Here is a 20,473-nt window from a genome sequence, read left to right as displayed (position 1 = left end):
CCCTGGCGCTCCAACGCCCGAATCCCGTTTTGTGGGCTTCAACACCCGGAGACTACGCCACCCTCTCAAAAGTCCACCACATCCCAGACGGCACCACGACCTTGAACCATGGCGTTGATAGCGCGGCGTAGTGGCCATTCAACAATCCGTTCATTGCCAGCGCCAGCGCCGCCTTGTCCTGCGCGAAAGCGTGGGCATCGCCTCGCCAGACCGATCGCGAGAACTGATCGAGCACGATGATGAGCGCGAGCCTGCCTTCGGGATCGGAGGCCCAGTGGTCAAGATTTCCCGCGGCTCCTTCAACTGTGAGTTCCGCGAAGCGGGCCGTGATTTCGTCGTCCGCGCCGCCCCGCATCCGCCAAGACCAATGGCTGCGATGGACGTCCGCATCTATGTCGAGCGAGTTCCCCTCAGGGAACCAGAATTCGAGTACGACCTGCCATTCATTGCGTTTGTTCGTGTTCTTCATCGCAAAACGTGTGCGCCGAGGGACTGAACATCGAGACTAACGCCCATCCATGTCAACAGGTCCAAAACGAAACACTCCATTTGGCCAACAGGTTTATACGAGGCCAATGTGGAGGCAAATTCAGGCCAGCTGGTGTCGCAGCAGCACGCGGACTGGTCATCCACACGTGATGGACCTATGGTTAAAGAGGCCTGCCAAAATACAAGGAGCACACCATGCGCGGATTTGTCGATGACATCGAAAAGTTGACCGAGGAGAACGCCGACTATCGGCGGGTCCTCTATACGGCGAGGAACATGCAGTTGGTCCTGATGGCGCTACAGCCCGGCGAAGAGATTGGCGAAGAGGTGCATGACGGTGGCGACCAGTTCTTCCGTGTCGAGAAGGGGCAAGGCGAGATCCTGATCGATGGCGCCGCACACAAGATAAAGTCGGACATGGCGATGATCGTACCGGCGGGCGCGCGACACAATGTCAGGAATACGGGCGACGAGCCCCTCAGGCTTTACACGATCTACAGTCCTCCCGAACATGTCGATGGCGTCGTCCATTCGACCAAAGGCGAAGCCGACGCTGCCCACGAGCACTTCGACGGAAAGACGACCGAAGAATAGCTCGGCTTTGCCGACTCTGTCGGAAACCGGCACCAGTCTCACTGACAGGAGCCAGCGGCGACCATCGTCGAACGTTCATGATCTCGTCGCTACGGCGGGCGGCGCGCGTTGTTGCGCCCGGAAGCATAGTTTCGGCATGAGAGCCTGCGCCGCGATTAGGAGATGAAGTGGGAAAAGCATTCGAGATCGATCGTTCGTTCGTTTTGACGGTCCTGACCGTCGCTGGGATGCTTCTGGCCATACTCGCTCTTTGGCCGCTGCAGGGTGCCGCCGCCGCGTACTTTTCCCTCGCAGGTCTGTTGCTCGTTTATCTAGCGGGCGGACTGCCAGCCGCTTGGCGGGCGGCCGCCACCTTGTGGGAGGAGCGGATCCTCGACATCGACCTCTTGATGGTCGTTGCAGCGGTCGCGGCTGCGGCCGTCGGGGCGCCTTTCGAGGGCGCCGTCCTGCTGACGCTCTTCAGCATCTCCACGACGCTGGAGGAACGGGCGCTCGGCCGCGCGCGCCGGGCCATCGAGGCGTTGATGGAGCTTCGGCCGGAGACGGCACTTCGCAAGGCGCCGGACGAGTCAGTCTCGGAAGTCCCTGCTGCCGATCTTCAGGTGGATGACGTCGTGGTGCTGCGGCCTGGCGCGCGGGTTCCGGCGGACGGGGTGATCGTCAGCGGCCGGGGCTCTCTCGATGAAGCCCATATCACCGGCGAGTCCATGCCCGTCGCCAAACAACCCGGCGCCCCGGTCTTCGAGGCGACGGTCAACCTCGACGGCGTGCTCGAGATGGCCGTAACGAAGACGATCGAGGAAAGCACCGTCGCCCGCATGATCGCACTCGTGACCGAGGCGCAGGCGGCCAAGGCTCCGTCGGAGCGCTTCAGTGCCTGGTTCGGGCAACGCTACACGGTCGCGGTCATGGTCGGAGCCGTCCTGGCCTTCGCCGCGTTCTACTGGCTGGGGCGCGACTGGGAGGAGGCGCTCTACCGATCAGCGACCCTGCTGGTAGCGGCGAGCCCCTGTGCAATCGTGATCTCCGTCCCTGCCGCGATCCTCTCCGCCCTGTCGGCTGCCGCGCGCGGAGGTGTATTGTTCAAGGGCGGCGGCGCGCTCGAGACGCTGGCGGCGGTCGACACCTTCGCCTTCGACAAGACGGGAACGCTGACGACCGGCAGGGCCTCGATCACGAAGGTGGTGGCGCTCGACGGCAATGAGCGACGCTTCCTCTCGCTGCTGGCTGGACTTGAGGCCCACTCGGAACATCACAGCGCGGCAGCCATCCGGCAGGAAGCCGTCAGCCGCGGTGTTGAACCGGCCAAGGTACTTAACGTGATCACCCGGCCGAGTGCCGGCATCGTCGGCGACGACGGCGGGAGGCAGGTATGGGCAGGCAATCCGCGACTCGCCAGGCAAATGGACGCTTCCATCGATCACCCGATGCTGAAGGCGTTGGCTGCGGACACCGAGACGGTCATCTATTTCGGGCGGGATCAGCAGGTGATGGGAGCTGTTACCATCGCGGATCAGGCCCGCCCGACCTCTGCGGCGGCGCTTGCCGCATTGCGGGAAGGTGGGGTCACCGCAATCATCATGATGACCGGCGATCGCCGTCCGGTTGCGTTGCGGATTGGCGAAGAGCTCGGATTGAAGCCCGAGGAAATCCATGCCGACATGCTGCCGGAGGACAAAGTCAGGATGGCGGGGGAGTTGGCTGCAAGAGGCAAGGTCGCCTTCGTCGGCGACGGGGTAAATGACGCCGCCGCGCTGGCCCGCGCCGATGTCGGGATCGCCATGGGTGCTGCGGGCTCCGACGTCGTGCTCCAGGCAGCCGATGTGGCGCTTCTGTCGGAAGACATGGGACGGCTCGCGGAGGCGCATCGACTGGCGCGGCGCACGGCGCGGATCATTCGGCAGAACCTCGCCTTCGCCATGGGTGCCATGGTCATTCTGGTGACGGGCGCGCTGTTCTTCGAGCTGCCTCTGCCGCTCGCAGTGATCGGTCACGAGGGCGGAACGGTTCTGGTGGTGCTCAACGGGCTGCGTCTGCTGCGGGACCCCATCCGCCGCAACGAAAACAAGTCAGCGTCACCAGATCAGGTGGTGACGGTCGACAGCATCAGCGCCCCCGTCCAACGTCATGCCTATCGCAGGAAAATCCCGCGGCGCGCGGGTTGAAGACAACGACTTCAACTCGTTTCCGGCCCAGAGAAGGTTGGATGTCAGTCCCTCTCCCTCCGCCACTTCGGTCCGCTTCTGGGCACGCCAATCGCCGCCGGTGGCCGCACGTTCTCCGTAAAAAGCGTTCTCAGCAGTTCCGTCTTCGATCCCATGATGCGAACGGCATCGTCAGCGACCTCAACTCGTTGCGCCAGCGCCCGCAGGTGATCCCGCCGATAGCCGCCCTCACGGTTGCGGATACGATCGCGGGCAACTTTCGAAAAGCGACGTATCATCTCGGGGCTGATGGCAGAGTGACCGGGACTATCGAGCATCGCTTGTGCGCGGTCGGCATCCACACGAGCCTGGTCGCGGATAACCTTGAGACCAACGATCCGCTCCTTCAGCGCCGGATCTTCCAGATCGGCTACACCTGCCTCGATAGCATCGTATAGCCTCTTCAGTCGCAGTTCCGATTCTGTAGCCCGTCGTTCCAGCTCATCAATGTGTTGTTTTCGCCGCTCAGCCTGTTCAGAGCGGCGGCCGAGAACGCTGCCAAGGAGGTCCTCAAGCCGTTCTGGATCAAGCAGCCGATCTTCGATGTGGTTGACGACCATGGTGTCGAGCTTGTCCATCGGGATCGCTCGCCCCTTACAACCCGTTTCGCCCTGCCGGGCCTTTATGGAGCAGGCATAGTAGCGGTAGCGGCCGCTTTTTCCGGTGCGGATGGTCATGGCTCCCCCGCAATTGCCGCAATAGCAGATGCCGGTCAGCAAGGTCGGCCCGATGACCACGCGAGCTGGCAGATCGGTCTTGGGGTTGCGCGCCTGTAGCAGCGCCTGAACCTGATCGAACGTTTCGCGCTCGATGATCGCCGGAACAGACACGATGACGATCTCCCCCGGTGAGCGCGCATCGGTATGCTTGCTGCGCTTTCCCCACTCGTGTTCACCGACATAGGTGCGGCGCGTCAGAACGCGGTGAACCTGACCGATGCCCCAACGGCCCCCATCACGGGTGAAGATACCCTTGGCGTTAAGATATTTGACGATGGCCTTCACGCCCATCTGGCCACTATCGCCAACGCCTTCCAGCGCGAGCCGGTAGATCAAGCGGATCGTGTCGGCATGCAACGGGTCGATCTCCAGCTTTTTCTTGGTCTTGGCGCCGCGCTGCTCGGCATCCACGACCCGATAGCCGATCGGCGGAAGCGAACCGTTCCAGAAGCCCTGACGGGCATTTTCCTTCAAGGCGCGGGTGACGTGCTTGGCGTTTTCCTTGGATTGATATTCATCGAACAGCGCCATGATCTGCCGCATCATGACGTGCATGGGATCATCGCCCATTTCCTGAGTGATGGAGACCAGCTTGATGCCATTCTTGGCGAGTTTCCTGACGTAAAACTCCAGCTCGAAGTGATCGCGGAAGAACCGGCTGAACGAATGGACCACGACTACGTCAAAGGGCGCAGGCTTGGACGTGCTCGCTTCGATCATGCGCTGGAACTCAGGCCGCCGATCATTGGTCGCCGAGGCGCCGGGCTCAACGAAGGTCTCGACGAGCTGAAAGCCGCGCGCCTCACACCAGGCTTCGCCCTGCCGCTTTTGGTCGGGAATGGAAACATCGTGTTCGGCCTGCCGCGTGGTCGAGACGCGTAGATAGAGAGCGGCCCGCACGGCAATGGTTGGCGATTTAGCATTCATTTGCGGGTTCCTTTCTTGCGGCGTTTGACCAATGGCAGGACCAGCTCTACCCGGTCATGGATGAGCCTGGGCACCAGCCTGAGCCCCTTGCCTTTCTCCATCCGGACAAGGCCACAGGCCGCCATGGTTTTGAGTGTTCGGGACAGGTTGGATTTCGCGCGCCCCGTGATCTGTGCCAGTTCCTCCAGCGAATCCGGCTCCTGTTCACGAATTAGGCGGAGCAACTCGCAATTGGCTGGTGAGAGGAGCTTCGCGAATGACATGGTCGAAGCAAACCACACTGTTGGCTCGCCGGGCGTGGGCCTTTCCTCGCCCTTGGCGATCCGCATGGTTCTCGCTCTCATTTCCTCTGGGTCGGCAATACCGACCTTCAATGTTGACATGGCATCGCCCGATGATCCGGTTAAGGCTTTTCGTTATCATAATACGATAACCTTCTTAAGTCATCGGGCAGATCGATCGGGCCGAACATCTCGTCGAACACATCGCCGAACCAACGCTCGAAGACCTTAATCTCGGCCTCGGTGATCGGCACGTCCTCCGGCCAGTCGTCGATGACGGGGAGCCTTTCGACAGCGAAAACATGGGACGGACTGCCGCGAGGCGGGCTGATGCGCGGCGTGGGATCGTCTTCATAGTCGTAGAGATCGTCGGGGAGAGTTCCATGGGCTGGCTGTCTTAGGCTGCCTCTTTGGACGCGGCGGTGCTCTGCGCACATGGTATCCTCCTGATTCTGGATGCTTCCGAAGAGCTCAAGTCTCGGAACCAAGCGAACCATGGAGGGGAGACGGCGGCCTGTAGCGTGCCGCATGTAGAAGGATGCGCGAACGGCACCCCTCTGTTACGCTATGCGTTAGAAAAAATGGCGTTCATCAACGTTCGCGAACAAGGGGAAGCGGTATTCTAGCGGCAGCGCGGCTTCGGTTCTTTAACGGGCGATCCGTTCGGCACGATTCTGACGGAGCAGTCGATTGGATGCCTTGGCTTGACGAAGCCTACAAGCCGTAGCGGCAGGACATTCTATCATGGGCAGGATGGTTTTAGCAGGATCAGCTCGTGGCCAAGCGCGCACCCGCCGCTGACTTTATCTTTGGTCGACTCAAGCCGCCTTATCGATAGCCGTGGGAGCAGGACGGCTACGCTTTTTAGCGTAAAGCTCGCTGTCGGCGCGGGAGATCATTTCCCGGAACGTAAGCTTCGGATGGCATTTCTGCATCCCAACGGAGAATGAAAGCGGATAGTCCAGCCCTGTTTTACGGAGGAATTCGTTTCGGGCGGCGGATCCGACCTGTGTCACCAGTTGATTGACAGTGTTTGCGTCAGCCTTTGGCAGATAGGCGCAAAACTCGTCACCACCGATCCGCGCGATGAGGCACTCATCACCTAGCACCAGTTCCAATGCCTGCGCGAACGAGATGATAGCGTCATCTCCTACAAGATGCCCATGTTCGTCGTTTATCGCTTTCAGGTAGTCCATGTCGGCAATGATGAACTTGCCGCCCGCGCGATGGGCCATTGCAAGATTGAATTGTCTCTCGAAACTGCGTCTGTTGAGAAGGCCCGTCAACGGGTCGGTGCTGGCGCATTTTTGCAAGTTCTCTCGCTTCTTTCAGCAGGTTGCGGTAGGCTTTCTCAAGTTTCTCGATTTTCGCAAAGAGCATGATAGCAATCGGAAACGCGATGATGAACGGCAATATGAGCCGTACCATGATCGTGATCGTGTCCGACTGGACACCCAGGTAGAATCGGATCCCCGTAGAGACGGATATCGAAATCGCGGCACATATGATGGTCACGATGGCGGACTTCTTCAGAACACCTCTCGATGGGAAAGCCACCATCATTCTCCTAAATGAGTTAGAACCTGCCGCTTGTTACAATATTTTGGTGTCGGGGCAGCTAATCGTATATCTACAACTTGAGCGAAAGGCTGGGCAACGACGGGCGGGAGTATCCCGCAATCTGGCGATAGCGACAGCCACATGGGTTCGCGCCTCCAGCCAGTCGCTTGCCTGCCCGACGGAAAATGCAGAACTCCTCCGCCAGATCAGCTTGCGTCCAGCGGAGGATGGCGTTCAATGGCTCAGGCCCGCGGCCATCATGCCCGCACCTCCTGCCGCTGGAACACGACATAGGCGAGCGTGAACAGGACCAGCATCGCGGCGATCAGGCCGGAGATCTGCGGCCAGACGATCAGCAAGCTCTGCATGGTCGGCAGCGGTGCGCCGATCACCGCGCCCTGCATCTGGTGCATGAACAGCGGCCCGACGGAGCGCGCGGCAGGGTCCAGTAACAGCCCCGTGACCTCGCCATAGAGCGTCTGCGGCGAGATGCGGGCGATCGCCTGCTGCCACTCGAAGCGGTTGAGCACGCTCATCGGATCGAACGGGTCGATCGGCACGACGATCCCCGCGACCAGCGGCGCGATCATGCCCCAGAACACGGTGAGCACCAGCCAGACGGAGAGCGCGGCCAATGCCGAGGTGGCGGGCGAGCGGATTACGGTCGAGAATGCGATTGCGAGCGCGAGCCAGACGCCGGCATAGGCGAGCGTCGCGGCAAGCCAGAACACACCGCGTACGATATCCGCGCCGGAAGGCGGCAGGCCGAGGAAGAGCATGCCAAGCCCGACCATCATCAGCCACAGTGTCAGGAGGGCGATGGCGATGACCAGCAGGCCGCCGAGGAATTTTCCGAACAGCACGGCGTCGCGATAGATCGGCTGGGCAAGCAGCCGGCTCATGGTGCGCCGGTTGAACTCGCCGTTGATGGCATCAAATCCGAGCGCGATAGCCACCAGCGGCAGCAGGAAGCCGAGAAATGCAGCGAAAGACGGCAACGGCTCGCGCGCCACCGTGAACAGCTTGAGGAACAGATAGGCGTCTTGCGCTGTCGTGTCGCGGATGCGGTCGATGGCGCCGTAGACCGCTCCGATGGCCGTGAGCAGAACCAGCAGCATGATGAGATGCATTCGGGCGCTCGTCATGTGGTCGGCCGCTTCCTTGAGCGCCACCGTGCCCACACCCCTGAACGGAGATCCTTCACGCTGCATTGGCAACCTCCCTGAAGTAACGGTTGTAGGCTTCGTCGAGGCGGGCGCGGCGCAGGTCGAGGTTCTTCAGCCTGCCGCCGGCCTCGACCACGAGTTTTGCGAGATCGGACCGCACATCGCGCGTCGCCTCGACCTGCCAGAGGCCGTGGGAGGCGGATGCAACCGATGTCACGCCGTCGGTCTTGCCCGCGAGTTGGCCGAGGTCGATCCCATCCGCCTCAACATCGATGACGAAGGAACCGCGCCCGATCCTCGCGGCCAGTTCCTCGATCGTGCCGAAGAAGCCGATGCGGCCCTTATTGAACAGCGCTACGCGGCTGCAGATCGACTGCACCACGTCCAGCATGTGCGAGGACAGCAGAATAGTCATGCCGCCGCGCGACAGATCGAGAATGAGGTCGAGCAGCTCCTGCGTCGATTGCGGATCGAGGCCCGAGGTCGGCTCGTCGAGGATCGCTATCCTGCAGTCGCGCATCAGCAGTTCGGCAATGCCGAGGCGTTGGCGCATGCCCCGCGAATAGGTGGCGACCGGACGGTCGGCGGGGGCGCTGAGCCGCACCTTCTCGAGTGCTGCCGCGATGCGCTCCTTCGCCAGTTCGCGCGACATGCCAGCGAGCTTCGCCGTATAGGCGAGGTTCTCCCTGCCGGTCATCGTGTCGTAGAAGCCGACCGAGTCCGGCAGGTAGCCGACCTCGCGCTTGACCTCCAGCGGCCGGCGCAGCGGGTCCTTGCCCAGGATACTGACGCTTCCCTCGCTCGCTTCCGTGAGGCCGAGCAGCATCAGGATCGTCGTGGTCTTGCCCGCGCCGTTGGGACCGAGCAGGCCGATCACCTCACCCTGGTTGACGGAGAGGTCGATGCCGGCCACGGCCACCGCGTCGCCATAGCGCTTGGCGAGGCCCTTCGCTTCGAGAACGACCGTGCTCATCGCCGCCCGTACCTCATTACTGCGCCGCCCAGCACCAGCGCGGCGACGGCGATCACGCCAAGCCCTGCAGCGCCCCACATCGTCGAGGTCCTGACCGTGACGCGGAACTGCACGCTTTCGGAGACGGTGTCGTTGGAGGCCCGCACCGACACCATGTAATCGCCGGCGATCGCCTGTTCGGATGGGGTGATTTTTACATTGACCTCGCCGGTGGAGTTCGGCGCGATCTGGGCAACGTCCCGCGGCTCGAACGCGACGGTCCAGCCGGAGGGCGGCGTGGCGGAAAGCTCCAGATCGGTCGCGGGAGCAGTTCCGGTGTTGACGAGGGTGAAGGTGAAGCTCGACTCTCTGCCGGCCACCGCCTCGCCAGACAGGCGCTCCTGCGGGCCGACGATGGCGACCTGCGGTTCGCCCGTTACGTCGAGGCTGAGCTGCGTGGTTCCGGAAAGCCCTTCGCCGGAAACCTCGAACCCGGCTTCATAGCGCCCGGCTGCGACCCCACGCGATGGGATCACCTCCATCGTGACCGTCTCGATCGCGCCGGCGGCGATGGGCAGGCCGGTGATCTCTTCCGAGCCATAACCCTTCTTGAAGCGTGTCTGGAAGCCGGCCGGCACGCTGGCTGTCAGATTGAACAGCCCGTCTTCCGCGCCTTCGTTCTTCACCTTGATCTTGAAGGAGAAGGTCGAGCGCGCGGTGCCGCGTAACGCAGGCAATTCCGGCTCAAGCGAAAGGCCGGAGGCGGCCTCCTCGGTTTCCGACAGGCGCACCACAAGCGGCAGGGTCACCGTCTCTGCTGCGGTGCGGGCGCGGACCTCGATGGCGTGTTCGCCGTCGGTGAAAGCGTCTTCCGGAGGGGTGAGTTCGAGCGTCAGCCGCTCGGTCGAATCCGGCGAGACGATCGCTGCCGTCACCTCGCGGCCGCCGCCCTTCAGCGACCACTCCCAGCCCTCGGGCACGCCGGACACTTCAATCGTGGCACGCTGGGGCGGCAGCTTTTCATTGCGCAGCGACAGCGAAACCGACTGCGTTTCGCCCGGCTTGATGGTCATCTCTGGCCAGGACGTCGTCAGCCAGAAGCCGCTGAGTTCGGCGGATTGCTGCGCGTCAGGGGTTTCCTGTGCGCCAAGCGGCAGCGGCGCCATCAACGTTGCGCCGAGCGCGGCTGCCATCAATGTTGTGGTGAATGTCCTCATCATGTTCTCCCGTATTCACAACGAACAGTCAGCAAAGCGGAAGGCACGCCCTAACGAACGACGAGCAGGAGCCGCGCCCCTCCGCGGAAGAGATCGAGCGCGATGGTGCCGCGTGTTTCGCCGAGCAGCCGCGTCAGTTCGGCCACGGTCCCGACCGGTCGGCGGTTGACGGCGACGATGACGTCGCCGGTGCGCAGACCGGCCTGTGCGGCGGGACTGCCCGGAGCCACGTTGGCGACCAGCACGTTGCCGGATGCATCCTGGAATTCAGCGCCGGCCAGACGGTCGGGTATGGCGCTCGTGGAGGCGCGAGAGGGACCCGATTCTCCATTCACCGTCATGGCGACGGTCTGCCGGACGCCATCACGCAGATAGACGATCTCCACCCGCGAGCCCGCGGGCGACAGGCCGATGCGGTTGCGCAGATCGGCCGAACCAGAGATTTCGCGTCCGTCGACGGCGACGATGATGTCGCCCGCCTGAATGCCTGCCTGCTCGGCGGGCGAGCCGTCCTCGACGCTGGCGACGACCGCGCCAAAGCTGGCATCGATGCCAAGAGCCTCGGCAAGGTCGGGCGTGAGGTCCTGGATCGAGACGCCGATGCGTCCGCGCCGGACCTCGCCATGCTCGATTAGCTGCGTCATCACCGCCGACGCCATGTCGATGGGGACGGCAAAGCCGATGCCGACATTGCCGCCGGCCGGTGCGATGATCGCGGTGTTGATGCCGACAAGCTGGCCGTCCGCCGTCACCAGCGCGCCGCCCGAATTGCCGGGATTGATCGAAGCGTCGGTCTGGATGAAGTCTTCATAGCCTTCGACGTTCAGCCCACTACGGCTCAGCGCGCTGACGATGCCGGAGGTAACGGTCTGGCCGAGCCCGAACGGATTGCCGATGGCGACCACGCTGTCGCCGACGCGCAGACGCGACGGATCGCCCAGCCGCAGGGCGGTCAGGTTTGACGCATCGACCCTGAGCAAAGCGATGTCGGTCGCCTTGTCGCTGCCGACCAGTTCGGCAGTGAAGCGGCGGCGATCCTTCAGCGTCACCGCGATCTCGCTCGCGCCGTCGACGACATGGTGGTTGGTGAGAATGTAACCCTTGTCCGCGTCGACGATGACGCCGGATCCGGCGCTCATGCGGGGCCTTTGCTGCGGCATCTGCGGCAGGTCGAAGAAGCGCCGGAAATAGGGGTCGTTGAAGAGCGGGTTGGTTTCCGCAGGCGCGCGCGATGTGACGGCGATGTTGACGACCGCCGGCGTGATCTCCTCCAGCACGTCAGGCAACGAACGCTCGACATGCCCGCCGGATGCCACATCCTGTGCGGCAGCGGGCTGCACGGCGCCACCGGAAAATGACAATGTAAGGCACGTGACAAGGATGGCGGCAATCTGCGGGGCGCGAGGCAGGCCGATGAACATTGTCGATCTCCCGATATGGTTCCTTCGTGTTGGATGCGGCGATGCCGTCGCGCCGGAAGAGATCTTCCGGCGCCGTCCTTCGCGCATCTGGTTCGAGTGGAAATGAACCCCGCCCGGAGGCGAGGTTCCTGGATCATTGCGGCCGGCCGACTCGCGAGAGGGCCGACACCTGCCCCGCCGCATGGAACATCAGCGCGGAGGCCGCCGTGCGCCGATCCCATCCAGCCATCACGAGCCTGTCGAGCAGGGTTTCGATCAGCGGGGCCAATGCCGTCCGCGCCTCCGCATCGTGCGACAGGAACTCGGACGGCGGATGATGCGGTACAGGTACATGGTCAAAGTCTGGCATGAGCCTCATGTCAGTCTCCGATCTATGCTTTGCTCCTGACCGCTCCCGATACGGGAGCGGTCACTTTCAGCGCGAGATGGTCAGAAGTCCATGCCGCCGGCGGGCATCGCCGGGGCTGCTTCCTTCTTCGGCTTCTCTGCGATCATCGCCTCGGTGGTGACCAGCAGGCCGGCGACGGACGCCGCGTCCTGCAAGGCAGTACGCACCACCTTGGCCGGGTCTATGACCCCCTGTGCGAAGAGATCGCCATACTCGTCGGTCTGGGCGTTCCACCCGTAAGCAAAATCGGGCTTCTCCCGCAGCTTGCCGACGATGATCGAACCTTCCGCGCCGGCATTCTCGGCGATCTGGCGAACCGGCGCCTCGATGGCGCGGCGCACGATCTCGACTCCGTGCTTCTGGTCGGTGTTGTCCACCTGAACGTTGTCCAGCGCCTTCTGCACACGCAGCAGCGCCACGCCGCCACCGGGCAGAATGCCTTCCTCGACCGCCGCGCGGGTCGCGTGCAGAGCGTCGTCGACGCGGTCCTTCTTCTCCTTGACCTCGACCTCGGTCGCACCGCCGACGCGGATCACCGCGACGCCGCCGGCGAGCTTAGCAAGGCGCTCCTGAAGCTTCTCGCGGTCGTAGTCGGAGGTCGTTTCCTCAATCTGGGCCTTGATCTGCTTCACCCGGCCTTCGATCTCCTCCTTCCTGCCGGACCCGTCGATGATGGTGGTGTTTTCCTTCTCGATGACGATCTTCTTCGCGCGGCCGAGCATCTCCAGCGTGACGTTCTCCAGCCTGATGCCGAGATCCTCGCTGATCGCGGTGCCGCCGGTGAGGATGGCGATGTCTTCCAGCATGGCCTTGCGGCGATCGCCGAAGCCCGGCGCCTTGACGGCGGCGATCTTCAGGCCGCCGCGCAGCTTGTTGACGACCAGCGTGGCCAGCGCCTCGCCCTCGACGTCCTCGGCGATGATGAGCAGCGGCTTGCCCGACTTGACCACCGCTTCGAGCACGGGCAGCAACGCCTGAAGGTTGGACAGCTTCTTCTCGTGAATCAGGACATAGGGATCCTCGAACTCGACCCGCATCTTGTCCTGGTTGGTGATGAAGTAGGGGGAGAGGTAGCCACGGTCGAACTGCATGCCCTCGACCACTTCGAGTTCGGTCTCGGCCGTCTTGGCCTCCTCGACAGTGATCACGCCCTCATTGCCGACCTTCTGCATGGCTTCGGCGAGGAAGCGGCCGATCTCAGAATCGCCATTGGCCGAGATCGTGCCGACCTGTGCGATCTCGTCGTTCCTGGAGATCTTGCGCGCATTGGCCTTGAGTTCGGCGACAACCGCATCCACCGCCTTGTCGATGCCGCGCTTCAAATCCATCGGGTTCATGCCGGAGGCGACGGCCTTCGCGCCTTCCTTGACGATCGCCTGCGCCAGAACGGTCGCGGTGGTTGTGCCGTCGCCGGCGAGGTCGTTGGTCTTACTCGCCACCTCGCGCACCATCTGGGCGCCCATGTTCTCGAACTTGTCCTCAAGCTCGATCTCCTTCGCGACCGAGACGCCATCCTTGGTGATGCGCGGGGCGCCGAACGACTTGTCGATGACGACGTTGCGGCCCTTCGGCCCGAGCGTCACCTTCACCGCATTGGCGAGAATATCGACGCCGCGCAGCATCTTCTCGCGTGCTTCGGTGTTGAACTTGACTTCCTTGGCAGCCATTGGATCACTCCTTCAATAGGCAGCTTTCGTTGACTGGTTGCTGGGACTGGTTGATGGTCGAAGAATCCGTCAGGCGGCCTTCTTCAGCGTGGTGGGCTGCTCGATCACGCCCATCACGTCGCTTTCCTTCATGATGAGCAGGTCTTCGCCGTCGAGCCTGATCTCGGTGCCGGACCACTTGCCGAACAGAATGCGGTCGCCGACCTTCACGTCGAGCTCGACCAGCTTGCCGCTTTCGTCGCGGGCACCGGGGCCGACCGCGATCACTTCGCCTTCGCTCGGCTTTTCCCTGGCGGTATCGGGAATGATGATGCCGCCTGCGGTTTTCTCGTCGGCTTCGATGCGGCGAACCAGGATACGGTCATGCAATGGACGGAACGTCATATCGTTCTCCTCAAGGACAAACAGATTTTGAGAGGTCCCTCCGCTCCGGCCCGGTGAGAACCGGAGCGGGGCCGCGCAACCCTTGTCGGCGTCACGCGCGTATCGATCTGGTTTTGGCGATTTTCGATTTCAAGAGGGGAATGCAAAATTTTTGGCACTCGCAGCCATTCACTGCTAGTGCGATGTAATCGCAGCCGAAATTGACACCATCGAGCATCCGGGCACTTGAAAAATTCGCTCGATTGGCCGAACTTCCTTCTGTGCCGTGCCGGGAGGTGCGGTCCGGAGTCCTGATCGAAACGGAGTTTTTGGAACGGCTGAAAACGGAAGGAGGACAGCGATGCGCCGAGCCGATTTTTCGACGATCATTCCCTCTCTCGCGCCACGAGCCGAAGACATTGCGCTCGACCGGCTCCTGTCGCCGGCGCGCCACTACAGGCATCCCGAGGATGTGCTGCGCGACGACACGCTCGAACGCAGCGAAAAGCGCGCCATTCTCTCGTCATGGGCATCCGACGCATGCGCGGTCGAATCGATGCCCGCACTGCGCCAGCCGCCGGGCGCAGAAAGCCCCATCCCATTCGATGTCATCATGGATGCGCTGCGGCGACTTGATCGCGACGACATCGGGGCGGACGATGCCGTATGCGGATCCGCAGACCATCACCATCATCTTCACGCATGAAACGACAAAGGAGAGACATATGCCAGCGATCGTCAGTCGTGAATTCCGGATGCAGATGGAAGGCTACGGCCTGACCACAGCCGAAATCCACTATCACCTGCCGGATCACCCGAGCCTGTTGCAGGTCTATGTCTGGCAGGATTACGACCTCGCCCCGAAATTTCCCGAACTGCGCGGCTTTCTGGACTACTGGACCGAGACGCTGGAGGGCGCGCTGCACTCCGTGCGCGTCGCCCACCACCGTCTGATCCAGCCATCAGAATGGAAAGCCGTCGACGGGATCATATCCGTTCACTGAAGCCCGGCGGGAATTCCCTGATAGCTACCGAGAGTACCCCGAACTCGCGTGCGTCGTGCTCCCTGAACGAGGCCCGCTCGCATTGCAGCCTTCATGAAGCTCCGGCGCGCCTCCTTCGCAGAGCGCCATCCATCGAGTGCGTCCCGACAGGCAGCAATGGCATTCCGCCAACGACGTCCACGTGCCCAGTCCGGCCATTCGCGCTCAAGGCATTCCAGTGCTTCAAAACCTGTCGCCACCTTTCGGAGGCCAGTTTTTGGCATGCGCAGAATTACGGGTTCTTGGAACACGACATCAGACATCACTTCCTCCTTGTTTTCTGATCGTCTTTTAAGAGCAAGTAACTGATCGTTCTGTACGATCTCTTGTGATCTGGGCATACCGACGGGCCTCTTCAACCCTCCATCCGTATCTCAGTCAACGCCGTCATCATCAGGTTCAAGCAGATCGATGAGTTGGCTGACGCGTGTGTCCGGGAGCGGTCGCCCTTCGCCCATCAGCGCCTCGTCATTGTTAAGCCAGTTCCACGCTTCTCGCAGTTCATCAACACTCGCCCCGGTTGCGATAAGCCCCGCCGCCAGATCGTCGTCTATGGAGCCGAGCACTGAAACGATGTCGTCATAGGTCATGGCAGGCCTCCATTCATATTACCAACCAACTCATCACATGGTGTAGTTGTTCTCAAATTCCAACAGCCTGAAATAGCTGTAGAAATTTTCTGCCGTCACCCTCTTGAAACTCAGAGATGACGAAACCAGATCGATTGTGCGCCGCTGCCACTACGGGGCGGCGCCGGTTAAAAAAGCCGGACAATCTTGTACCCATGTTGCTTCAAGGAGGATGTGGCTATGAGAACCACTTTCGATTTTTCTCCCCTGTTCCGGTCGAGCATCGGCTTCGACCGTCTGGTCAATGCGCTGGAGGCAGCCAGCCGCGTCGAGAGCATCGACAATTGGCCTCCCTATGACATCGCAAAGACTGACGAAGACGACTACCGCATCACCATGGCGGTGGCCGGCTTCAGCGAAGACGAGCTTTCCATCACGCAGGAGCAGAACATGCTTCTCGTGGCGGGTAGCAAAGCCACCGACGAGAATGCGCAGTATCTGCATCGCGGCATTGCCGGACGCTCGTTCCAGCGTCGCTTCCAGCTCGCCGACCACGTGCGAGTTGAAGGCGCGACTCTCGTCAACGGCCTCCTGACAATCGATCTTCGGCGTGAGATCCCGGAGGAGATGAAGCCTCGTCGGATTGCGATCTCGTCGCAGGAGAAGACGATGCAGATTGAAGCCCCTTCGCAGACCAACGAGCAGATCGCAGCCTGACGCTTTTGTCAGTTTACGTATCGCCAGCGCCGGGCCACGCGTCCGGCGCCATCAGCGAAGCTGTGTCCAATTGTTCAGAACAGAAGGAGAGTAACCATGAACGTACGTGACCTGATCCCCTGGGGCCGTGACACGAGCAGCAATCAAGCTCCCGCTGTCTATCGTGAAGAGGACCGCAATCCGTTCCTGTCGCTGCACCGGGAAGTCAATCGCCTGTTCGATGATGTCTTTCGCTCGTTTGATCGAAACCTGCCAGCTTTTGACTCTCTGGCTTCCTTCGGACGGGGGTGGCCAAGCGTCGAAATCTCCGAGACTGAAAAGGAGATCCGCATAACCGCAGAAGTGCCAGGTCTGGAGGAAAAGGACATCGAACTGGTTCTGGATGACGGTGTGCTGACGCTAAGAGGCGAAAAGCGATCTGAGACCGAGGACAAGGACAAGCAGTTCTCGGAACGCTTCTACGGCCGTTTCGAGCGCCGTATCCCGGTTGGAAGGGAAATCGTCGAGGACAAGATCGACGCCAGGTTCAAGAATGGCGTGCTCAACCTCATCCTTCCCAAGACCGAAAAGGCACAGTCGCAGGTAAAACGCATAGCGATCAAGAGCTGACGACGGTTTCTACGCCGGCGGGTTCGTTGCGCCCGTCGGCGCCGACCTTCACCGATCACGGAGGAAGAACCATGAACATTGCTGCAAGAAGGACATCAATGGCAGATGGTCCTGTCGACCGGGCCGTGCCGGGAGCCAACGACAATCGTCGCACGATGCTGTCAATAGGACGCTCCTTATTCCCCAGCGATGCCGTGGCCAGGATCTACCGCCCATCTCGCTCGGCGACTACCAGTGCTCCGTCGCGCGATCAATGGAAGCTCGTGTTCGAGGCGCGCAGCCCGTCTTTTATCGAACCGCTCATGGGCTACACCGGCAGCCGGGACACACTGAAGCAGGTCGAGCTTAAGTTCCCGACGCTGGCGTCTGCGATCCGTTACGCGCAGCGGCAGGGTCTTTGCTATGTCGTGGACGTACCAAAGGATAAGGCTAGGATTACCATGGATAAGTCTGGAGAAAAGCGAAACACATTCTCCGATGCGACGCTCGGCAAGCTTGGCCTCGCCGGGCTTTCGGACAAGTACCGTCGGGCCATGTCGAATGACGCCAATCGCAATGATGGGGATGGCGGCTGGGCTTCGCCGATGGATGTCGTGACTGACAACCGGCTCCCCCTTGATGCGAGGCGGTCGATCCTGATGAACTGGGCCTGGACCGAATTCCTGATCGATCAGGCCACCAACGAGGGCATGCCTGAGAACGGCCGTCCCTCGCGCCTTGATGAGGTTGAGCAGGCGCTGCTCGCTCTCGAAAGAGGCGTGGATGCCCAGACGGATGGTCCGGGGCATCTCGAAGCAGCATGAGGTGATTCCATGGATCCATTTGTCACGATCGATGCACAAAAGGTTCTGCCTAACAGGTTCGGGCTGGCTCTCGCAGGGGCCATGCGTTGTAGAGCGCTGAGGCGGGGCGATGAGCCTCGACTGGCGCTGGAAGGAATGACAACGCAGGATCTTGCGCTGCATGAGATTGCTGCGGGTGCTTTCACCGATGCGGAGCTTGCTCCGTTCCGTATCGGACAGCAGCCTGTGGGGCGTCTGCGCGCCCCACATCAGCAGTTGGGTGCCGGCTTCCCATCTCGTGACACCGGCACCTGCGTTCCGCCCGACAGGCGGACCGCTCATTGACGACGCATCAAACCGGAAAGGAGGAAAACGATGATGAAGACATTCGAAAACCGCTCTGCCTTTGATGTTGTGAATATTGCCGCCGGCCTCGGACTGGCCATAACGCCATGGATTCTGGGTTATGCGGCTCTAACGACTGCGGCCTGGAACGCATGGCTTGTAGGAGCGGCGATCGCCGTTGTTGCATGCATTGCGCTGTTCGCGTTCAGCGAATGGCAACAGTGGGTTAACACGGCATTAGGCGTCTGGTCGGTCGCGGCGCCATGGGTGTTGCCATTCTCGACCAACAGCAGCGCGACGATCTCCCATGTCGTCGTCGGCCTGATCGTGGCTGCTGCTGCGGGCTACAGCCTTTGGAAAGGCTCCGACAAACCGTTCTCAACGGCCTGACCGAGGGGCCCGGCTCTGCCGGGCCCTTTCACGTTGATCTGCCTCAAACGAGGACAGGGTGGTCTGGCTAAAGTGATGTCGGTAGGGGCGGCGTGCCCCACGCAGATGCATGGCGATAGAGAATGGACAAGAAGACGCAGTTCAATATCTGGTACTGGATCGCGGCCTTTCTCGGCCTGATGGTCTTCCAGTACCTCTTCGCGGCGGCGACGCAAGTCGCGCAAATTCCCTACAGCGAGTTCCAGACCTATCTTACGCAGGGGCGCATCGCCGAGGTCGCCGTCTCCGACCGCTTCATCCAGGGTCGCTTCACCGAACCGGTGGACGGCCGGCCGATGTTCATCACCACCCGCGTCGAGCCCGATCTGGCGCGCGATCTCCAGCAGCACGACGTCGTCGTCACCGGCCAGGTCGAGAGCACCTTCCTGCGCGACCTCCTGTCGTGGGTCGTTCCCGTCGCGCTGTTCGTCGGGTTGTGGATGTTCATCTTGAGGCGAATGGGCGGCGGCATGGGCGGCGGCCTGATGCAGATCGGCAAGTCCAAGGCCAAGGTCTATGTGCAGACGGACACCGGCGTGACCTTCGCCGACGTCGCCGGCGTCGACGAGGCCAAGGCCGAGTTGCAGGAGATCGTCGATTTCCTGAAGGACCCGGAGGAGTACGGCCGGCTCGGCGGGCGAATGCCCAAGGGCGTGCTTCTAGTCGGCCCGCCCGGCACCGGCAAGACGCTGCTCGCGAGAGCGGTGGCCGGCGAGGCGGGCGTGCCCTTCTTCTCCATCTCCGGCTCCGAATTCGTCGAGATGTTCGTCGGCGTCGGCGCCGCGCGCGTTCGCGACCTGTTCGAGCAGGCGCGCGCCAAGGCGCCGGCCATCATCTTCATCGACGAGCTCGACGCGCTCGGCCGCGCCCGCGGCATCGGTCCGATGGCCGGCGGCCACGACGAGAAGGAGCAGACGCTCAACCAGCTTCTGGTCGAGCTCGACGGCTTCGACCCGTCGAGCGGGCTGGTGCTGCTCGCCGCCACCAACCGGCCGGAGATCCTCGACCCGGCGCTGCTGCGCGCCGGGCGCTTCGACCGGCAGGTCCTGGTCGACCGGCCGGACAAGCAGGGCCGCATCGCCATCCTGCATGTCCACATGAAGAAGGCAAAGCTCGCGCCGGACGTGTCGCCGGAGCAGATCGCGGCGCTGACGCCCGGCTTCACCGGCGCGGACCTCGCCAACCTCGTCAACGAGGCGACTCTGCTCGCTACCCGCCGCAAGGCCGACGCGGTGACGATGGAGGATTTCAACAACGCCATCGAGCGCATCATCGCCGGGCTGGAGAAGCGCAACCGCCTGCTCAACCCCAGGGAGCGCGAGATCGTCGCCTATCACGAGATGGGCCATGCGCTCGTCGCCATGGCGCTGCCGGGCGTCGATCCCGTGCACAAGGTGTCGATCATCCCGCGCGGCATCGGCGCGCTCGGCTACACCATCCAGCGTCCGACCGAGGACCGCTTCCTGATGACGCGCCAGGAGCTTGCGAACAAGATGGCGGTGCTGCTCGGCGGCCGCGCCGCCGAGTGGATCGTCTTCGAGCATCTTTCCACCGGCGCGGCCGACGACCTCGTCAAGGTCACCGACATTGCCCGCGCCATGGTCACGCGCTACGGCATGACCGAACGGCTGGGCCATGTGGCGCTGGAGAAGGACCGCCGCTCGTTCCTGATCACGGACCAGCCCTATTACGGGCCGCAGGAGCGCGACTATTCCGACGAGACCGCGGCGGCCGTAGACGAAGAGGTCAAACGTATCGTCGAGGAAACGTTTGGGCGTACCGTAGCGCTGCTTCAGGAACGCCGCGAAATCCTTGAGAAATCGTCGAGACTGCTGTTGGAGCGCGAGACTTTAGGCGAGGAAGAGTTGCGGGAAATTCTGAGAAAATATGTTAAGAGTAGGAGCGGTAATTGATCTGAGGAAAGTTTGATTATCTATTGCGACTGTCTTTTCGACGAAGATATCATTTCTTTTTGGGCGTCTGTAAATTGGGGAGAATCTGGTTAAAAATACGCTACACAGAAGCTTCGAA

The 20,473-nt window shown here is 62.0% G+C and carries 24 protein-coding genes; 10 read left to right on the top strand and 14 right to left on the bottom strand.

Going from position 1 to position 20,473, the window contains the following annotated elements; all coding sequences use genetic code 11:
* Positions 1–52 precede the first annotated feature (52 nt).
* Positions 53–469 carry a DUF924 family protein gene (locus DES43_RS17685; RefSeq protein ID WP_051520659.1) on the bottom strand — a complete coding sequence of 139 codons (417 nt, stop codon included), beginning with the start codon at positions 467–469 and terminating at the stop codon, positions 53–55.
* A 215-nt stretch (positions 470–684) separates the two neighbouring features.
* On the opposite strand from DES43_RS17685, the gene DES43_RS17680 reads away from it, so the two are divergent.
* Together DES43_RS17680 and DES43_RS17675 are read left to right on the top strand one after the other, a co-directional pair.
* Complete coding sequence (locus tag DES43_RS17680) at positions 685–1,083, top strand: cupin domain-containing protein (RefSeq protein ID WP_035029077.1); 399 nt, start codon at positions 685–687, stop codon at positions 1,081–1,083.
* Between the two features lie 227 nt (positions 1,084–1,310).
* Positions 1,311–3,248 carry a heavy metal translocating P-type ATPase gene (locus DES43_RS17675; RefSeq protein WP_051520665.1) on the top strand — a complete coding sequence of 646 codons (1,938 nt, stop codon included), beginning with the start codon at positions 1,311–1,313 and terminating at the stop codon, positions 3,246–3,248.
* A gap of 44 nt (positions 3,249–3,292) precedes the next feature.
* Here the strand turns inward: DES43_RS17675 and DES43_RS17670 are convergent, their stop codons facing one another.
* The 11 genes from DES43_RS17670 to DES43_RS17620 all read right to left on the bottom strand — a co-directional run bounded on the left by DES43_RS17670 (position 3,293) and on the right by DES43_RS17620 (position 13,969).
* Positions 3,293–4,933 (bottom strand): recombinase family protein, encoded by a 1,641-nt coding sequence (locus tag DES43_RS17670; RefSeq protein ID WP_035029071.1) that lies wholly within the window; start codon positions 4,931–4,933, stop codon positions 3,293–3,295.
* A complete protein-coding gene (locus tag DES43_RS17665; RefSeq protein ID WP_035029065.1) occupies positions 4,930–5,316 on the bottom strand; it encodes an HVO_A0114 family putative DNA-binding protein in 387 nt (128 codons plus the stop codon). Before DES43_RS17665 ends, DES43_RS17670 begins: the two co-directional genes overlap by 4 nt.
* A 20-nt stretch (positions 5,317–5,336) precedes the next feature.
* Entirely contained in the window at positions 5,337–5,651 is a 315-nt protein-coding gene (locus tag DES43_RS17660; protein ID WP_035029225.1) for a hypothetical protein, read from the bottom strand.
* Between the two features lie 381 nt (positions 5,652–6,032).
* Positions 6,033–6,500: a GGDEF domain-containing protein gene (locus DES43_RS23030; RefSeq protein WP_245264744.1), complete on the bottom strand. Its 468-nt coding sequence runs from the start codon at positions 6,498–6,500 to the stop codon at positions 6,033–6,035.
* A gap of 531 nt (positions 6,501–7,031) precedes the next feature.
* Positions 7,032–7,985, bottom strand: a complete 954-nt coding sequence (locus DES43_RS17650) for an ABC transporter permease (protein ID WP_035029062.1) — start codon at positions 7,983–7,985, stop codon at positions 7,032–7,034.
* Entirely contained in the window at positions 7,975–8,913 is a 939-nt protein-coding gene (locus DES43_RS17645) for an ABC transporter ATP-binding protein (protein ID WP_009452091.1), read from the bottom strand. Before DES43_RS17645 ends, DES43_RS17650 begins: the two co-directional genes overlap by 11 nt.
* A complete protein-coding gene (locus DES43_RS17640; protein ID WP_035029054.1) occupies positions 8,910–10,109 on the bottom strand; it encodes a COG1470 family protein in 1,200 nt (399 codons plus the stop codon). The genes DES43_RS17645 and DES43_RS17640 overlap by 4 nt, the downstream gene beginning before the upstream one ends.
* Positions 10,110–10,159: 50 nt before the next feature.
* Positions 10,160–11,530, bottom strand: coding sequence for a DegQ family serine endoprotease (locus DES43_RS17635; protein WP_035029051.1), 1,371 nt, complete (start codon positions 11,528–11,530; stop codon positions 10,160–10,162).
* A gap of 133 nt (positions 11,531–11,663) precedes the next feature.
* Positions 11,664–11,888 carry a hypothetical protein gene (locus DES43_RS17630; RefSeq protein WP_035029048.1) on the bottom strand — a complete coding sequence of 75 codons (225 nt, stop codon included), beginning with the start codon at positions 11,886–11,888 and terminating at the stop codon, positions 11,664–11,666.
* A 71-nt stretch (positions 11,889–11,959) separates the two neighbouring features.
* Positions 11,960–13,585, bottom strand: coding sequence for a chaperonin GroEL (gene groL / locus DES43_RS17625; RefSeq protein WP_035029045.1), 1,626 nt, complete (start codon positions 13,583–13,585; stop codon positions 11,960–11,962).
* 69 nt (positions 13,586–13,654) lie between these two features.
* A complete protein-coding gene (locus DES43_RS17620) occupies positions 13,655–13,969 on the bottom strand; it encodes a co-chaperone GroES (RefSeq protein ID WP_035029042.1) in 315 nt (104 codons plus the stop codon).
* A 340-nt stretch (positions 13,970–14,309) separates the two neighbouring features.
* Here DES43_RS17620 and DES43_RS17615 point away from each other — a divergent pair, with 340 nt between their 5' ends.
* Complete coding sequence (locus DES43_RS17615; RefSeq protein ID WP_035029039.1) at positions 14,310–14,654, top strand: hypothetical protein; 345 nt, start codon at positions 14,310–14,312, stop codon at positions 14,652–14,654.
* A gap of 19 nt (positions 14,655–14,673) precedes the next feature.
* Complete coding sequence (locus tag DES43_RS17610) at positions 14,674–14,952, top strand: usg protein (RefSeq protein WP_109708007.1); 279 nt, start codon at positions 14,674–14,676, stop codon at positions 14,950–14,952.
* Here the strand turns inward: DES43_RS17610 and DES43_RS17605 are convergent.
* Together DES43_RS17605 and DES43_RS17600 are read right to left on the bottom strand one after the other, a co-directional pair.
* Positions 14,946–15,254 (bottom strand): DUF982 domain-containing protein, encoded by a 309-nt coding sequence (locus DES43_RS17605; protein WP_084496545.1) that lies wholly within the window; start codon positions 15,252–15,254, stop codon positions 14,946–14,948. The genes DES43_RS17610 and DES43_RS17605 overlap by 7 nt on opposite strands.
* Before the next feature lie 111 nt (positions 15,255–15,365).
* Positions 15,366–15,581 (bottom strand): hypothetical protein, encoded by a 216-nt coding sequence (locus DES43_RS17600; protein WP_035029037.1) that lies wholly within the window; start codon positions 15,579–15,581, stop codon positions 15,366–15,368.
* A gap of 219 nt (positions 15,582–15,800) precedes the next feature.
* Here DES43_RS17600 and DES43_RS17595 point away from each other — a divergent pair, with 219 nt between their 5' ends.
* The 6 genes from DES43_RS17595 (at position 15,801) to ftsH (ending at position 20,355) form a co-directional block, all read left to right on the top strand.
* Complete coding sequence (locus DES43_RS17595; protein ID WP_035029034.1) at positions 15,801–16,277, top strand: Hsp20 family protein; 477 nt, start codon at positions 15,801–15,803, stop codon at positions 16,275–16,277.
* A gap of 96 nt (positions 16,278–16,373) precedes the next feature.
* Complete coding sequence (locus tag DES43_RS17590; RefSeq protein ID WP_035029032.1) at positions 16,374–16,886, top strand: Hsp20/alpha crystallin family protein; 513 nt, start codon at positions 16,374–16,376, stop codon at positions 16,884–16,886.
* Between the two features lie 98 nt (positions 16,887–16,984).
* On the top strand, positions 16,985–17,689 hold the full coding sequence (locus DES43_RS17585) for an NADH dehydrogenase ubiquinone Fe-S protein 4 (RefSeq protein ID WP_051520657.1): 705 nt from the start codon (positions 16,985–16,987) through the stop codon (positions 17,687–17,689).
* Positions 17,690–17,698: 9 nt separating this feature from the next.
* Positions 17,699–18,013, top strand: a complete 315-nt coding sequence (locus DES43_RS22750; protein WP_051520656.1) for a DNA-directed RNA polymerase subunit omega — start codon at positions 17,699–17,701, stop codon at positions 18,011–18,013.
* A gap of 30 nt (positions 18,014–18,043) precedes the next feature.
* On the top strand, positions 18,044–18,403 hold the full coding sequence (locus DES43_RS17575; RefSeq protein ID WP_035029026.1) for an SPW repeat protein: 360 nt from the start codon (positions 18,044–18,046) through the stop codon (positions 18,401–18,403).
* Positions 18,404–18,525: 122 nt separating this feature from the next.
* Entirely contained in the window at positions 18,526–20,355 is a 1,830-nt protein-coding gene (gene ftsH / locus DES43_RS17570; protein ID WP_035029023.1) for an ATP-dependent zinc metalloprotease FtsH, read from the top strand.
* The last annotated feature ends 118 nt before the right edge of the window (positions 20,356–20,473 follow it).

The organism is Aquamicrobium defluvii (assembly GCF_004363725.1).
In the GTDB taxonomy this organism is placed as follows: domain Bacteria; phylum Pseudomonadota; class Alphaproteobacteria; order Rhizobiales; family Rhizobiaceae; genus Mesorhizobium; species Mesorhizobium defluvii.
This window is presented reverse-complemented; position numbering and strand designations above follow the sequence as displayed.

What these genes read in the sequence shown, in the direction of transcription:
- DES43_RS17645 (WP_009452091.1), bottom strand. Translation starts at nt 8,913, where the DNA reads ATGAGCACGGTCGTTCTCGAAGCGAAGGGCCTCGCCAAGCGCTATGGC.
- DES43_RS17585 (WP_051520657.1), top strand. Translation starts at nt 16,985, where the DNA reads ATGGCAGATGGTCCTGTCGACCGGGCCGTGCCGGGAGCCAACGACAAT.
- DES43_RS17685 (WP_051520659.1), bottom strand. Translation starts at nt 469, where the DNA reads ATGAAGAACACGAACAAACGCAATGAATGGCAGGTCGTACTCGAATTC.
- DES43_RS17640 (WP_035029054.1), bottom strand. Translation starts at nt 10,109, where the DNA reads ATGAGGACATTCACCACAACATTGATGGCAGCCGCGCTCGGCGCAACG.
- DES43_RS17665 (WP_035029065.1), bottom strand. Translation starts at nt 5,316, where the DNA reads ATGTCAACATTGAAGGTCGGTATTGCCGACCCAGAGGAAATGAGAGCG.
- DES43_RS17680 (WP_035029077.1), top strand. Translation starts at nt 685, where the DNA reads ATGCGCGGATTTGTCGATGACATCGAAAAGTTGACCGAGGAGAACGCC.
- DES43_RS17620 (WP_035029042.1), bottom strand. Translation starts at nt 13,969, where the DNA reads ATGACGTTCCGTCCATTGCATGACCGTATCCTGGTTCGCCGCATCGAA.
- DES43_RS17605 (WP_084496545.1), bottom strand. Translation starts at nt 15,254, where the DNA reads ATGTCTGATGTCGTGTTCCAAGAACCCGTAATTCTGCGCATGCCAAAA.
- DES43_RS22750 (WP_051520656.1), top strand. Translation starts at nt 17,699, where the DNA reads ATGGATCCATTTGTCACGATCGATGCACAAAAGGTTCTGCCTAACAGG.
- DES43_RS17610 (WP_109708007.1), top strand. Translation starts at nt 14,674, where the DNA reads ATGCCAGCGATCGTCAGTCGTGAATTCCGGATGCAGATGGAAGGCTAC.
- groL (WP_035029045.1), bottom strand. Translation starts at nt 13,585, where the DNA reads ATGGCTGCCAAGGAAGTCAAGTTCAACACCGAAGCACGCGAGAAGATG.
- DES43_RS17675 (WP_051520665.1), top strand. Translation starts at nt 1,311, where the DNA reads ATGCTTCTGGCCATACTCGCTCTTTGGCCGCTGCAGGGTGCCGCCGCC.
- DES43_RS17670 (WP_035029071.1), bottom strand. Translation starts at nt 4,933, where the DNA reads ATGAATGCTAAATCGCCAACCATTGCCGTGCGGGCCGCTCTCTATCTA.
- ftsH (WP_035029023.1), top strand. Translation starts at nt 18,526, where the DNA reads ATGGACAAGAAGACGCAGTTCAATATCTGGTACTGGATCGCGGCCTTT.
- DES43_RS17615 (WP_035029039.1), top strand. Translation starts at nt 14,310, where the DNA reads ATGCGCCGAGCCGATTTTTCGACGATCATTCCCTCTCTCGCGCCACGA.
- DES43_RS17590 (WP_035029032.1), top strand. Translation starts at nt 16,374, where the DNA reads ATGAACGTACGTGACCTGATCCCCTGGGGCCGTGACACGAGCAGCAAT.
- DES43_RS17635 (WP_035029051.1), bottom strand. Translation starts at nt 11,530, where the DNA reads ATGTTCATCGGCCTGCCTCGCGCCCCGCAGATTGCCGCCATCCTTGTC.
- DES43_RS17630 (WP_035029048.1), bottom strand. Translation starts at nt 11,888, where the DNA reads ATGAGGCTCATGCCAGACTTTGACCATGTACCTGTACCGCATCATCCG.
- DES43_RS17595 (WP_035029034.1), top strand. Translation starts at nt 15,801, where the DNA reads ATGAGAACCACTTTCGATTTTTCTCCCCTGTTCCGGTCGAGCATCGGC.
- DES43_RS17600 (WP_035029037.1), bottom strand. Translation starts at nt 15,581, where the DNA reads ATGACCTATGACGACATCGTTTCAGTGCTCGGCTCCATAGACGACGAT.
- DES43_RS17660 (WP_035029225.1), bottom strand. Translation starts at nt 5,651, where the DNA reads ATGTGCGCAGAGCACCGCCGCGTCCAAAGAGGCAGCCTAAGACAGCCA.
- DES43_RS17650 (WP_035029062.1), bottom strand. Translation starts at nt 7,985, where the DNA reads ATGCAGCGTGAAGGATCTCCGTTCAGGGGTGTGGGCACGGTGGCGCTC.
- DES43_RS17575 (WP_035029026.1), top strand. Translation starts at nt 18,044, where the DNA reads ATGATGAAGACATTCGAAAACCGCTCTGCCTTTGATGTTGTGAATATT.